9 protein-coding genes and 1 pseudogene are annotated in these 15126 nt (G+C 57.2%); 8 read left to right on the plus strand and 2 right to left on the minus strand.

Annotated features, from left to right (window positions below; all coding sequences use genetic code 11):
* Positions 1-10: 10 nt before the first annotated feature.
* Positions 11-607, plus strand: coding sequence for an NUDIX hydrolase (locus DW082_RS06240; RefSeq protein ID WP_118457857.1), 597 nt, complete (start codon positions 11-13; stop codon positions 605-607).
* Positions 608-693: 86 nt separating this feature from the next.
* On the opposite strand, the gene gcvT is transcribed toward DW082_RS06240, so the two are convergent.
* Positions 694-1809, minus strand: a complete 1116-nt coding sequence (gene gcvT, locus DW082_RS06245; RefSeq protein WP_118457859.1) for a glycine cleavage system aminomethyltransferase GcvT — start codon at positions 1807-1809, stop codon at positions 694-696.
* Positions 1810-1889: 80 nt separating this feature from the next.
* Here gcvT and DW082_RS06250 point away from each other — a divergent pair, with 80 nt between their 5' ends.
* The 5 genes and pseudogenes from DW082_RS06250 (at position 1890) to DW082_RS06270 (ending at position 8728) form a co-directional block, all read left to right on the plus strand.
* Positions 1890-2675, plus strand: a complete 786-nt coding sequence (locus tag DW082_RS06250; protein ID WP_118457861.1) for a M48 family metallopeptidase — start codon at positions 1890-1892, stop codon at positions 2673-2675.
* Positions 2676-2877: 202 nt separating this feature from the next.
* Positions 2878-4031: pseudogene (fucO, locus tag DW082_RS06255) on the plus strand (lactaldehyde reductase).
* Positions 4032-4154: 123 nt separating this feature from the next.
* Entirely contained in the window at positions 4155-5435 is a 1281-nt protein-coding gene (locus tag DW082_RS06260; RefSeq protein WP_118457863.1) for a hypothetical protein, read from the plus strand.
* Positions 5432-7795 carry an AsmA-like C-terminal region-containing protein gene (locus DW082_RS06265; RefSeq protein ID WP_182424108.1) on the plus strand — a complete coding sequence of 788 codons (2364 nt, stop codon included), beginning with the start codon at positions 5432-5434 and terminating at the stop codon, positions 7793-7795. Before DW082_RS06260 ends, DW082_RS06265 begins: the two co-directional genes overlap by 4 nt.
* 12 nt (positions 7796-7807) lie before the next feature.
* A complete protein-coding gene (locus DW082_RS06270; RefSeq protein WP_118457866.1) occupies positions 7808-8728 on the plus strand; it encodes a DUF5106 domain-containing protein in 921 nt (306 codons plus the stop codon).
* A 56-nt stretch (positions 8729-8784) separates the two neighbouring features.
* On the opposite strand, the gene DW082_RS06275 is transcribed toward DW082_RS06270, so the two are convergent.
* Entirely contained in the window at positions 8785-10473 is a 1689-nt protein-coding gene (locus tag DW082_RS06275) for a putative transporter (protein WP_055204646.1), read from the minus strand.
* A gap of 395 nt (positions 10474-10868) precedes the next feature.
* Between DW082_RS06275 and DW082_RS06280 the strand changes: the two genes are divergently transcribed.
* Together DW082_RS06280 and DW082_RS06285 are read left to right on the plus strand one after the other, a co-directional pair.
* Positions 10869-14081, plus strand: coding sequence for a glycosyl hydrolase (locus tag DW082_RS06280; protein ID WP_180951542.1), 3213 nt, complete (start codon positions 10869-10871; stop codon positions 14079-14081).
* 85 nt (positions 14082-14166) lie between these two features.
* Positions 14167-15057 (plus strand): glycerophosphodiester phosphodiesterase family protein, encoded by an 891-nt coding sequence (locus tag DW082_RS06285; RefSeq protein WP_101572476.1) that lies wholly within the window; start codon positions 14167-14169, stop codon positions 15055-15057.
* Positions 15058-15126: the final 69 nt, after the last annotated feature.

Consider the following 15126-nt stretch of genomic DNA (forward strand, 5'->3'; position numbering starts at 1 on the left):
CCTTCCCCGAATGGATCTGCGCAAAGACATCCGGCGTTTACAAAAACGCTATTTCAGGCATTTTCCCGAAGAAAAAGCCGAAACCGGGCCGTTCACGGAATTCGTCGCCCGGTTCGACGGGGAATCGCTGTACGACCGCAAAAACTTAGCCGGCCATATCACCGCCGGCGGCGTGATCGTCAGTCGGGCGAGCCACCGGGTACTGCTGCTCAAACACCGCCAACTCGGCAAATGGTTGCAACCCGGCGGACACGTCGAAGCGGCGGACGACTCGGTGCTGGACGCCGCCTACCGCGAGATTGCCGAAGAGACGGGCATCCGCAGCGAACAACTGACGCCGCTGACGTTTCCGGGCGAAACGGCGCTGCCGCTGGACATGGACTCGCACTACATCCCCGCTTGCGCTGCGAAAAACGAAGCGGAACACACGCACCACGACATGCGGTTCGTCTTCCTGTTCGACGGCGACGACGACCGGGTGATGATCGACCGGAACGAATCCGACGCTTTCCGCTGGGTCTCTCTCGACGAACTGGCCGCCATTCCCGACTTCCGCGACCTGGCGCCGCGAATCGAAACGCTGCTCGGCGAAGCGGATGCAAAATAACCGGCGACGGCCGAGAGAAAGACGATTTCATAACAAAAACGAAAGGAGGCGGTTCGCAAACCGCCTCCTTTCGTCTGATATCCGCACTACTCCGCTTCCCGTCGTTTCAAGAAAGGCATCTTCACGACCCGGGCCCGAACGGGCTTATTGCGGATCACCACGTCGATATCCGTACCCGGAGCGGCAAAAGCGCTCTGCACGTACCCCATGCCGATCCCTTTTTTCAGCGTCGGCGACATCGTTCCGGAAGTCACCGCCCCGATCGTCCGCCCGTCCGGAGCCGCAAGCGCGTAACCGTGCCGGGGAATCCCCCGTTCGGTCAGTTCGAAACCGACCAGACGCCGTTCCGTCCCCTCCTTTTTCTGGACTTCGAACAGCGGCCGGTCGATGAAGTCGTTGCCGTCGACCGGCTTCGTAATCCAGCCGAGACCGGCCTCGACCGGCGAAGTCGTATCGTCGATGTCGTTCCCGTAAAGGCAGAAACCCATCTCCAGGCGCAGCGTATCGCGGGCACCGAGACCGATATTCTGCAAACCGTACTCCGCGCCCGCACGCCACAAAGCATCCCACAACCGGGGAGCGTCCTTCGCCGCCACATAAATTTCACACCCTCCGGCGCCGGTATAGCCCGTCGCGGAAAGAATCGCATTCCCGATGCCGGCCACCTCGGTCTTTACGAACGTATAATATTCGAGATTCTCGACCCGTTCCGGACACAACCGCTGCACGATCCGCATCGCCAGCGGCCCCTGCACGGCAAGCTGCGCGATCTCGTCCGAAGCGTCGTAAAGCTCCCTCCCGGGCCGCATTTCGAATTTTTCGCCCTGTGCGACCAGGTGCGACCAGTCTTTGCCGACGTTCGACGCGTTGACCACCAACAGAAATGTCCCGGCGTCGATCCGGTAAATCAGAATGTCGTCCACGATTCCCCCGCGACCGTTCGGCAGACAGGAATACTGTACCTTCCCGTCACGCAGCGCGCGGATGTCGTTCGTCGTAACGTATTGCAGGAATTCCGCGGCACGGGGCCCTTTGACCCAGATCTCCCCCATATGGCTCACATCGAAAACGCCGGCCCGTTCACGCACGGCCGCATGTTCGTCGTTGATTCCGGTGAATTCGATCGGCATGCGGTAGCCGGCGAATTCGGCCATCCGGGCGCCATTCTCAACATGATAGCGGGTAAAAGGAGTGGTTTTCATAGATCGGTTGCATTTTTTTTGCGAAAATACGCCAATTTATCCTAATTTTATACCGGATTTCTAAATTCGACGGAAAACGTATGCTGCTGAAAGTCGCGATCATCGTTCTGATCATCTACATCATCGTCGTGACCCGCTCGCGGATCCGGCTGCCGAACTCCGCGTTGCAGGCGACGGTCGACGTGTTGCAGGCCGCCACGCTGAAAGACGAGCACGTGATGCAGATGGCCCGCAAATACATCGACTACGCCGACGCGCAAAATGCGTTGCTGCCGGTAGACGATCCCTACGCCGAACGCCTCGATCGGCTGACGTCGCGCTACGTAGCCGTCAACGGCGTTCCGCTGAATTTCCGCGTCTACAAAACCGCGCAGATCAACGCCTTCGCAACGGCCGACGGCAGTATCCGCATTTTTTCCGGACTGATGGATCTGATGAACGACGACGAACTGATGGCGATCGTCGGCCACGAAATGGGACATATCCGCAACAGCGACACGCTGAGCGCGATGCGCAAGGCCTACCTGACTTCGGCGGCCCGGAATGCGCTGGGCGCTACGGGCGGCGTGATCGGTTCGCTGAGCGGTTCGCAGTGGGGATCGCTGGCCGAGAAGCTGGCCGGATCGCAATTCTCGCAGGGACAAGAGTACGCGGCCGACGATTTCAGTTTCGGTTTTTTGCAGCGCAACGGCTACGACCCGTATGCGATGGCCAGCGCCCTCGAAAAAATCCACCGCACCTCGCAGCGGAAAGACGGACAGGCCGACGCGATCCTGCAATTATTTTCGACGCACCCCGACAGCTTCAGCCGCGCCGCCCGGATGCGGGCAAAAGCCGATGCGGCAAAAGCCCTGCCTGCCGCCTGAGAATCGCCCCGAGCGAAAAAACATTTCATTAATTGGCTTTTTTATCGTACCTTTGCGGCGCAAAAAGAGGCCGGACAGCCTTATGCCGAACCCTTTCATTCCGAACGGTTTGCCGATTACAGACTACCGCCGCGAACGGGCGACCCCGGACGATCCGGCCAATTTCGACGATTGTTTTTAATTTTTTTTAATATAAATCGCTATGGCTTATAGAATGATTCTCAACGAGACCTCCTATTTCGGAGCAGGCTCGAGAAAAGTAATCGCAGAAGAGGTCGCAAAACGCGGCTACAAAAAAGCGTTGGTCGTAACCGACAAAGACCTGGTGAAATTCGGCGTGGCCGCACAGGTGACCGACGTACTGAAAGCCGCCGGCATTCCGTTCGAAATGTTCGACGAAGTGAAACCGAACCCGACCGTAAAGAACGTGAAAAACGGGATCGCGGCATTCAAAGCCGCCGGCGCCGACTTTATCGTAGCTATCGGGGGCGGTTCGTCGATGGACACTTCGAAAGCGGTCGGAATCATCATCAACAACCCGGAATTCGCGGACGTGACTTCGCTGGAAGCGTCGCCAATACGAAAAAGAAATCGGTTCCGGTAATCGCGCTGCCCACCACCGCAGGCACCGCCGCCGAAGTGACGATCAACTACGTCATCACCGACGAAGAAAACGTGAAGAAAATGGTCTGCGTAGACCCGAACGACATCCCGACGCTGGCGATCATCGACCCCGAACTGATGCTGTCGATGCCGCGCGGACTGACCGCCGCGACCGGTATGGACGCGCTGACCCATGCGATCGAGGGACTGATCACGCTCGGCGCCTGGGAAATGAGCGACATGTTCGAGATCAAAGCGATCGAAATGATCGCCAAATGGCTGCCCAAAGCCGTCGAGAATCCGTCCGACATCGAAGCCCGCGACGGCATGGCTACCGCGCAGTACATCGCCGGCATGGCCTTCTCGAACGTCGGCCTCGGCCTGGTGCACGGCATGGCGCACCCGCTGGGAGCTTACTACGACATTCCGCACGGCGTGGCCAACGCGTTGCTGCTGCCGTTCGTGATGGAGTACAACAAGGAAGCCGCCAAAGCCAAATACCGCACGATCGCCGAAGCGATGGGCGTCGACACCTCCGCCATGGATGACGACCAGGCCGCACAAGCTGCCGTAGACGCAGTGAAAGCGCTGGCCGTCAAAGTACGCATCCCGCAGCACCTCAGCGAACTGGGCGTACCCGAAAGCGGTCTTCCGACGCTGGCTCAGGCCGCTTTCAACGACGTTTGCACGCCGGGCAACCCGCGCAAGGCCGTAGTCGAAGAGATCCTCGAAGTGTACAAAAAAGCGTTTTAGCTTTTTCACGGCATAATTAAACCCGAAAGCGCTCCGTTTCGTAAGAGACGGGGCGCTTTCATCTTGTTGCCGGCAAGCGCTATCCCGCCGGAAATTGTTATATTTGCAACGTGCAACGCAAACATGGAAAAGAAACCGATGGAACCGCAGCGTAAAGCCCTCGAAAAAGGCCCGGAAACGGGCCGCAAAGCGAAAAAAAACGTACCGCGCCGATTGATCAAACTGTTCGCCGTACTGACCGGTTCGCTGTTGCTGCTCATCGCGCTGTTGCTCGGAGCCGTAGCGCTGATCCTGACCCCGTCGCGGTTAACGCCGCTGGTGAACGAATACAGCAGTCGCTATCTGGACGCGCAGGTACGGTTCGACACCGTCACGCTGTCCGTATTCGAGAACTTCCCGAACGTCAGCGTCAAACTTTCCGGCGGCGAGATCATTTCGCACGCTTTCGCCGGATTGCCCGACTCGCTGAGAACCCGGATTCCGGCGGCGGCCGACACGCTGCTGAAATTCGACGAATTTTCGGTTTCGCTGAACCTGCCGCAACTGCTGGCCTCGCGCATTTCGATCCGCCGGATCGCCCTGACGCGGCCGAGAGTCTATGCCTACGTTTCCCCGTGGGGCAAAGCCAACTGGGAAATCTTCGCGGCGGACACAACGGCCGGCGACTCCACGGAGCAGGGCGGCGACCTATACCTGAACATCGCCGGCCTGGACATTCGCAACAGCGGACGAATCGTGTACGACAGCAAGCCCGACAAGCTGTACGCTACGGTCGACCTGGAGCACCTGCGGCTTAAAAACACGTTCCGCCACGACTACAAAATCGACCTGAGCTCCGTGAACAGCGTCCGGCTCGATACGCTGGACGCCTGCGGCAGCCTGCCGGTCGCCCTGAAAGGCGGTTTCACGTTCAATCCGAAACATCCCGAAACGATCGCGCTCGATAAACTGAACCTGCAACTGGGAGACATCCCGATAGGATTCGACGGCCGCATGTCGATCGCCCGGGACAGCATCGTTTCCGAACTGCAGTGCACGATCCGGCCGCTGGCGCTCGAACGGGCGATCACCCTCGTTCCGCCGCAACTGATGCCGACGCTCCGGGCATTCGACACCAACCTCGCCTTCGACCTGCATACCCGGATCGACGGCAGCTACCGGTTCAGCGACGGACGCCTGCCACGGATCGACCTCGACGTCACGACCAACGACGGATACCTCTCCTACAAAAACGCGAGGCGCGGATCGACCGGTTCGGGATCGACGCTTCGCTGCGTTACGATCCGCAACGGCCGGACTCGACCGGCGCGGTATTCCGCAAACTGGACATCGCCGGATCGGGTATCCGGCTGCACGGCAGCGGATCGGTGTGGAACGCGATGCGCGATCCGTCCGTACGGATGAAACTGACCGGAGCCGTCTACCTGGACACGCTGTCGATCCTGTTCCCGTCGAAACAGGACATCGCCGTACGCGGACGGCTCGGACTGAATACCGACGCTTCGTTCCGGATCAGTCAGCTTCAGATCGGGAAGATCGGCAAAACACGGGTAGAGGGCACCATTACGCTCGACAGCCTGCTGGTCGATATCCCCCGCGATACGATTTTCATGATGGTCGGCGGCGGGATGATCCATTTCGGATCGGACCGCAACCGGCAAGACTCGCTGATCGGGAAAGACGCCGAGATGCTGCACACGACCGTCAAAGCCGACACGTTAAACCTCCGCATGAAACGGCAGTGGGTGCTGCTCGGATCGGCCGTATCGGCGTCGGCCCACAGCGCAGCATCGACGCTGAGCGGCGACACGACCGTCGTACATCCGCTGAACGGCCGCGTCGAGGCGCGTATGCTCGCGATGGCGGCATTCGACTCCACCTGGATTCGTCTGGACGGTATGCAAAGCAATTTCAGCATTGTTCCTTCTGAAAAAAATCCGGCGGTGCCGCTGCTTCAATTGGGATTCGACGCACGGGCGATGCAGGCGAAAAGCGCCGTCAACCGCTACGATCTGCAAAACGGGCATGTCGATTTCCGAGCGACGCTGGTTCCGAACCGAATGGACTCGGCCCGGCGGCGGCAACTGCTCGATTCGCTGCAACAAGCCTATCCGTCCGTCGCGCGCGATTCGCTGTTCGCGTACCACCGTTCCCGAACGCAGACGCGAAGCCGTTCGCGCAAAGACGACTTTTCGGGCTCCGACCTCGATCTGTCGCTCGACAAAAGCGCGGCGGAGATGTTGCGCCGATGGGATGCCAGCGGATCGGTAAAAGCCGCTTCGGGACGGCTGCTGACCCCCTACTTTCCGCTGACCAACACGCTGCAAAACGTCGATATTGCCTTTACGACCGATGCCGTCAAATTGAAAAACACACAGATTCAATCCGGACAGTCGTCGCTCGAACTGACCGGCGAAATCTCGAACCTGCGCCGCGTACTACTCGGACGGGGACAGTTGAAGATCAAAATGAACATCGAATCGGATACGCTGAACTTCAACGAACTGATCCATGCCGCGACCGTCGGCGCACAATACGAAAACGCTTCGGAAACCTACCAGAGATCGGTCGCCGAAGCCGAGAACAGCGAACAATTGCAACAGGTGATCGCCGAACAAAGCGGCGTGGACGACACCACCGCAGCGAGTCCGCTGATCGTGATCCCGTCGAATGTCGATGCGCAGATCGACCTGTGCACGCACTACGGTATTTATACGAATCTGCGCCTGAACTCGCTGGCAGCCGAACTGATCGCCCGCGACCGCTGCCTCCAGATCAAAGACCTGAAAGCCGAAACCGACGCCGGCAGCATGAACCTGACGGCACTGTACGCGACCCGCAGCCGGGACGACATCATCACCGGGTTCGACTTGGAACTGACCCGGATGAAAGTCGACCGGCTGATCAGCTTGATTCCGGAAGTCGACTCGATGCTGCCGATGCTGCGGTCGTTCGAAGGCGTCGTGGACTGCCAGATCGCGGCGACCGCGGCCGTCGACACGATGATGAACATCGACCTGTCGACGCTGAACGCCGCATGCAGCATCCACGGAGAGAACATGGTGCTGCTCGACGGCGAGACCTTTACCGAGATCGCCAAAATGATGCACTTCAAGAACAAGCAACGCAACTTGATCGACCGCATTTCGGTCAATATGCTGGTGCGCGACAACCAGATCGAGCTGTTCCCGTTCATCATCGAGATGGACCGCTACAAAGCCGCCGTCAGCGGCGTGCAGAAACTCGACATGAGTTTCAACTACCATATATCGGTGCTCAAATCACCGATCCCGTTCCGCCTCGGCGTCAATATTTTCGGCACGCTCGACAAATTCAAATTCCGGCTGGGGCGGGCGCGCTACCGCAGCGAGAATATCCCGTCGTACGTCGGACTGATCGACACGACGCGCGTCAACCTGCGGCATACGATCACCGACATCTTCCACAAGGGGATCGAAGCCGCATCGCTCAGCGGGATGAAGATCACGCCGGCCGCCGATTCGCTGACCGTAAATACCGACAGCGAAGCGCTGTCGAAGGCGGACAGTCTCGAATTGCAACGCCAGGGCATCCTACCGGGAATCGACTCCTCGGAAAACGGAACCGACAGCACGGCTGTTCGACAAAAACCGGACACGGCCGTTTCGGAAACGACACCGCCGACGATAACTCCCGCCGAAACAAAAACGCCCGGACGGAAAGAACAGCGCGCCCTACTGAGACAACAAAAGCGGGAACGCAAAAAAGCGAAAACGAACAATTAAAAAAACGACGATATGGCAAAAATTTTCTGCTTACTCGCCTTGTGCTGCCTGGTAGGAGCGTGCGGCTCCGGAAACGAAAAAAAACAGACTACGGCATCCAAAAATTTCCAAATGATCGAAGTTCCCAGTATCCTGGACAACCCGGACGACCGGGCCGCATACATCGGCAAAAATTACTGGCGGAATTTCGATTTCACGGATACCTCGCTGATCGGCAAACCGGAAATAACGGAACAGGCTTTTGCCGATTACGTCCACATCATCGAACACATGAACGCCGAAACCGCCGCCGCATCGGTCAAAACCACGCTGTCGAAAGCGGAAGCGGATACGGCAATGTACGCCCATTTTTTAGACCTATTCGAGAAATACCTCTATGATCCAAACTCCCCGATGCGCAACGAAACGCTCTATATCACCGTTCTACGGGTTGCTATCGGCTCTCCGAAAACGTCCGAAGCGGGAAAGACACGCATGCGTTACCGCCTCGACCTGGCTCAGCGGAACCGTCCGGAAATGCCTGCAACGGATTTCGCCTACACGCTGGCTTCAGGAAAGACCGGCACGCTGTACGACATCGACGCCGAATACCTGATCCTGTTCTTCAACAATCCCGGCTGCCATGCGTGCCAAGAGACGATCGACCAGATCAACGGTTCGGAAACGGTTCGTAAAATGATCGGGGACAAACGGCTGAAAGTGCTGTCGGTGTATCCGGATGAAGACATGAAAGCATGGAAAGAATACCTTCCGACGCTTCCGACGCATTGGCTGAACGGCTACGACGCTTCGCAGCAGATCAAGAACGAAGAACTGTACGACCTGCGCGCCATCCCGACCCTTTACCTGATCGACCGGAAAAAGTTCGTAATCCTGAAAGACGCTCCGTTCGGAGAAATCGAACATTACCTGACACAAAAAGCCGAAAAGTAGTTACACTTTCCGGCTCCGGATATTTTTCTTCTTCAAACCATGCCGAAAACCGGCGGTCAGGACACGCACAGAATCAATAACTGGGCCGTCAGGATACGCAGGAACATAGTCAGCGGGTAAACGGTCGCATACCCCACCGACGGCATATCGTTGCCGGCCACGCCGTTCGAGTAGGCCAACGCAGGAGGATCGGTCATCGCTCCGGCAGACACGCCCATCAGCGTATAATAATTGACCTTAAGCACCTTCCGGGCAATGATCCCGACGATCAGCAATGGCAGTACCGTGATGATGAAGCCGTAACCGATCCAATGATAGCCCTCCTCGTACAGCACCGTGTGGACGAATCCTTCGCCGGCCCCCAGGCCGACGCAGGCGAGAAACAGCGCAATCCCGATCTCGCGCAGCATCAGGTTGGCGCTCATCGTCGTATAGGTCACCAGCTTATAGTGCGGCCCGAAACGGCTGATCAGAATCGAAACGACCAGCGGACCTCCCGCCAGCCCCAATTTGACCGGCTGCGGAATGCCGGGAAACATGATCGGCACGCTGCCGAGCACGACCCCGAGGAAAATCCCGACGAAAATCGGAATCAGATTCGGTTCGTTCAGCCGCCGCATCGAGTTGCCGAGTATTTTCGAAACGGCATTGATCGCCGACTCGCTGCCCACGACGGTCAGCCGGTCGCCCATCTGAAGCTGCAAATTATGGTTCGGGATCAGATCGACGCCGGCCCGGTTTACCCGCGTCACATTGACGCCGTAACCGCTGCGCAGCCGCAGGGCGCCGATATACTGCCCGTTGAGTTTCGATTTCGTAATCATGATGCGCCGCGAAATCAACTGGTTGTCGAGACGTTCCCACTCGTCTTTGTCCATATCGAGTCTCTCACCGACGAAATCGGTAATCAATCCCATATCGTCGGTCGTGGTCACGATCAGCGCCTTATCGCCGACCGACAGCGGAGTCTGCGAACCCGCGATGTCGATACGTCCGTCCGGATGCAGTACGCGGGAAATAACGAACTGTCTGTTTATTAGTCGCTTGATCTGCAAAACGGTCTTTCCGTCCAGAAACGGATTCTTCACTTCGACCGAAATACGCACGGCTTCGTGCGCACCGCCCTGTTTGACCGTATAAGCCTTGTCTTCCTCTTCGAAACGGATCCTGAAAATCCAGCGGATGAAGATCATCGACAGGATGATCCCGAGCACGCCGAGCGGATAAGCCACAGCATACCCCATCGCGATATCCGGGGAGTCGATCCCGGTCATGTCGCTGTATGCCTGCTGAGCGGCTCCCAGACCGGGCGTATTGGTCACGGCGCCGGAAAGAATCCCGACCATCGTCGTAATCGGCAGACCGGTAATCAAATAAATCACGTAGGTAATTACGACTCCCAGCAGCACGATCCCGGTAGCCATCAGGTTCAACTGGACGCCTCCCTTCTTAAACGAGGAAAAGAAACTCGGCCCCACCTGCAGCCCGATCGAATAGACGAACAGGATCAATCCGAATTCTTTCAGGAAGTGTAACAGGTGCTCGTTGAGCTGCATCCCGAAATGGCTGAACGTGATCCCGACGAACAGAATCCACGTAACGCCGAGCCGCACCCCGGCAATCTTGATCTTGCCCAACGCAACGCCGAGCGAAATCACCACGGCGAGAATCAACACCGAATGAGCGACCCCGCCTCCCCAGAACGCATCGTTCCCGAAAAACAAATTGCGAAAAAATTCCTCCATACCGTCTGTCTGCTACGACCCGAGCATCCCTCCGCAAATTTCGAAAACGCGCCCGGAATCTGAATTTCATTTCGGGTGCGAAGTTAATTAAAATATCCGGCATTTCCCGATGCGAAAAAACAGGAAAAAACCTTTTTTTTTAAAATTATTAAGAAACTTTTTCGCACCCGCCCCATCCGTACCGCCCGAAAATGCGAGGCCGCCAGATCGTCCCGCGCCTGTAAAAACACCGATAAAAATCCGGAATCCATTTCTGCGGTTGTAAAAAACATTCCGCAATGCGGAAAAATAAGACGGTTTTATCTTCCTAAAATCAATTAATTTAGTTTATTTTGTAAAAAATTAAGGAAGTTTTCTTCGGAATCGCACCCCAAAATTCAATAACTCAAATGAAAATGAAAAAATCGATTTTACCCGTATTGCTCGCTGTCGCACTTGCAACGGCTGCCTGTACGTCCAACACGAAACGACAGACGGCTACCCTGAGCGACGATTCGCTGTACACGACTTTCCGGGATCCCGGCCACGAATGGCGGGGCAAACCGTTCTGGTCGTGGAACGGACGGCTCGAAAAAGACGAACTGATCCGCCAGCTTCATATTTTCAAAGAGATGGGTATGGGAGGCGCCTTTCTGCACTCCCGCGTCGGACTGAAGACCGAATACCTCGGGCAAGAGTGGTTCGACCTGACCAACGCCGTGGCCGACGAAGCTGAAAAAATCGGCATGGAAGCGTTTCTGTACGACGAAGACCGCTGGCCTTCGGGCAGCGCCGGCGGCATGGTCACCGAGAATCCGGCCTACCGGATGAATTTCGTGACGCTCTACACGATGCCCGCCGAGGAATTCAAGTGGGACAACGATTCGATCGTCTCGGCATTCGTATGCAAGCTCGACGGGATCGACTACTCGGAACTGGAACGGCTGACCCCCGAATCCGACATGACCCGATACGCCGGGAAAACCGTCCTGAAATTCCAGCACGAAACAGAAAAATGCTCCGACGGCTACAACGGGACCACTTACCTCGACCCGATGAACCGAGAAGCCACCGACCGCTATATCTACCTAACGCACGATCAGTATGAAAAACACTGCGGCGCCCGGCTCGGCGGCAACATCCAGGGGATCTTCACCGACGAACCGCACCGCGGCGGATTGTTCACCTCGCACGAAAGCAAAACCGACGGAGTGACCAGCGGCATCCACCACATTCCGTGGACGCCGAAACTGCCGAAAGAGTACAAAAAGGCATACGGAGAAGACCTGACCGCCGAACTGCCGAAAATTTTCCTGCGCGAAAACGGCGAACGGGTCAACGACGCCAAATGGCAATACTGCGACCTGGTACAAACGCTGTTCTTGAAAAACTTCGCCCAACCGCAATACGATTGGTGTACGAAACACAACATGATCTATACCGGCCATGTGCTGCACGAAAACAGTTTCTCGAACCAGGTGACCATGCAGGGTTCGCTGATGCGTTTCTACGAATACCAGCACAACCCGGGCGTCGACATGCTGACCGAGCACGACAACTCCTACTGGGTGGTCAAACAGCTCTCTTCCGCCGCCCGTCAGTTGGACAAAAAATGGCTGCTGTCGGAACTGTACGGCTGCACCGGCTGGCAGTTCAACTTTGCGAACCACAAGGCCGTCGGCGACTGGCAGGCGCTGTTCGGCATCAACGTGCGCTGTCACCACCTGTCGTGGTACACGATGGAAGGCGAGGCCAAACGGGACTACCCGGCCAGCATCTTCTACCAATCCCCCTGGTGGAAAGAATATAAGTACGTCGAAGACTACTTCTCGCGGCTGGGCGTGATGCTGAACCAGGGCGCTCCGGTATGCGATCTGCTGATCGTCAACCCGATCGAAAGCGTAATGAGCCAAGTGAGCGTCAAATCGTTCAACGGCTTGGGCGCATCGGCCCCCGAAATCGTCTCGATGGAGCAGAAATACGCAGACCTGTTCCACTGGCTCGCCGGCGAACGCATCGACTTCGACTACGGCGACGAGGAGATGATGGGACGCCTCAGCAGCGTGGGTAAGGACGCCGAAGGCAATCCCGTTTTCAACGTGGGACACGCCTCCTACCGCACCGTATTGGTAGGAAACATGGAAACGATGCGCGAAACAACCCTGAAAGCACTCCAGAAATTCGAGGAGGCCGGCGGCAAAGTGATTTTCGCCGGCGAAGCGCCTAAATTCGTCAATGCCGTAGCGTCGGAAGCCCCGGCGCAACTGGCCGCGCAGAGCATCCGGATCGATTATGCGCAAAAACCGATCGTAGAGACCGTGAAAAGCCTGATCCGCCCCGTAGTACAGGTGACCGATGCGTCGGGTAACGACATGAAAAACGTCTTCGGTCAGGTGCGTCAGGACGGCGACCGCTACTACGTCGTACTGATGAGCATGGACCGCGGCCGGAAGTTCGATTCGGTAACCGTAACGTTGCCGTTCGCCGGCGAAGTGACGCTGTGGGATTGCAAAACGGGCGACGTATGGAAACAGCCGACCGTAAGCTCCGGAGCCGAAGGATCAAAAATACTCACTTCGTTCGAACCCAACGAGGAGAAAGTTTACACGATCTCGGCCGCATCGCCGGCATTCGCCCGGCAGATGCCGGTAATTACCGAAAAATCGCGGATATCCCTGCCCGACACGTACGATTACACGCTGAACGAACCGAATATCTGCGTACTGGACGTAGCCACTTGGCAGATCGACGAACAGCCGGCGCAACCGCTGACCGAAATCATGAAAATCGATCAAGCGGTACGCAAGCATTTCGACTTGCGTCCCCGTGGCGGAGAGATGGTACAGCCCTGGTATGCGGAAAAAACGGACGGAGTCAACTACCAAAAACCGCTCGGCGTACTGAAAATGCAGTTCCCGTTCGACGTAGCGGTCATGCCTTCCGACACCCTCTTCCTGTGTCTGGAAACGCCCGACCGCTTTACCGCCGTAATCAACGGCCGGAAGCTTTCGATGGAACAATCCGCGGGCTGGTTCATCGACAACAGCATCCGTAAATTCGCCGTCCCGACAAACTACCTCCAGCAGGGCCGGAATACGGTCGAACTAATCGCTAATTTCAGCCGCAACCTCGACCTCGAAGCGCTGTACCTGATCGGCGATTTCGGCGTCGAATTGAAAGGCATTCAGCGGACGCTGACCAAACTACCGGCCAAATTGAAAGTGGGCGATATCGCGACGCAGGGACTTCCGTTCTACTCGGGAGCCGTTTGCTACCAGATCGGCAACCTGCCGAAACCCGCCGCCGGCGAACGCATCATGCTGCAAATGCCGGGCTTCGACGGCGGTTGCATCGAACTGAACAACGACTATGCGCACCAGATCTGCGGATGGGCTCCATACCAAATGGACGTAACCCAGGTGGCCGAAAAAGGCGATGTAGCGCAGTTGAACGTGGTGCTTACGCGCCGCAACACATTCGGCCCGCTGCACGCGCTGCCGGCACGTGCAGGAGCTTACGGCCCGTGGAACTGGCGTACCGAAGGCGGTTCGTTCACAATGGATCAGTACACCCTGCTGCCGGCCGGCCTGACGCAACAGCCGACGCTCGTCATCGACGACGTGAAATAGGCGAACCGGATCGAAAATACGGCAAAGGGGCGGGAGCATTCCTGCCCCTCTGCTTTCGAAAAACGAACCATCAAAAACCACGGTAATGAAACGAATAATCGGAATCATCGCATGGACGGCAACGGCTGTGCTGCTGCTCACGGCGCACGGAGCATCCGCACAGAAAAAACGGCTGCATACCGTCCCATGCAGAAACTACGCCCAGGTCGAAGCGTACTTCCGCTATACGCCCGGATGCGGCACGATCGTCAGCGGACACCGCGGCGGCATGGCGCCGGGATACCCGGAAAACTGCATCGAAACGTTCGAAAATACGCTGAGCCATATGCCGTCGTTCTTCGAGATCGACCCGCAGATGACCCGAGACAGCGTGATCGTGCTGATGCACGACCCGACGATCGACCGCACGACGACCGGCAAAGGAAAAGTATCGGACTATACCTACGAAGAACTGCAACGGTTCAACCTCGTAGACCGCCAGGGCACGGTGACCCCGTATAAAATACCGCGCGTCAGCGATGTGATCCGTTGGAGCCGCGGTAAAACGATCCTGAACTTCGATAAAAAAGAGGTTCCCCGCGACGTGCTGATCCGGCTCGTCAACGAACTGAAAGCCAAAAACGTCATTTACACGGTACACTCGGCCGACGACGCGCGCACCTGCTACGGACTCGATCCGGACGCGCACTTCTCGGCCTGGATCGGCGACATGCGGCAATTCCGCGAATACGAAGCCACCGGGATTCCTTGGTCGCGGTTCATCGCCTACGTGGTCAGCGGTACGATGAAACCCGAACAGCGGGAACTGTACGATGCGCTGCACGCAAAGGGCGTCCGGTGCATGATCTCGGTAGCCCCGACGGTCGACCGGCTGCCGGAAGCGGAAAAACGGAAAGAGGGATACCGGACGGAGATCGCCAAAAATCCGGATATCATCGAAACCGATTATCCGCTCGAACTGATCGGACTGTACTGATCCGGAGACGCCTCGGACAAACGTCGTCCCGCTACCGAAAATAAAAACCGCCCGGATTCGCGCGAATCC

It is taken from the genome of Alistipes sp. AF48-12 (genome assembly GCF_003477565.1).
In the GTDB taxonomy this organism is placed as follows: Bacteria; Bacteroidota; Bacteroidia; order Bacteroidales; family Rikenellaceae; genus Alistipes_A; species Alistipes_A hominis.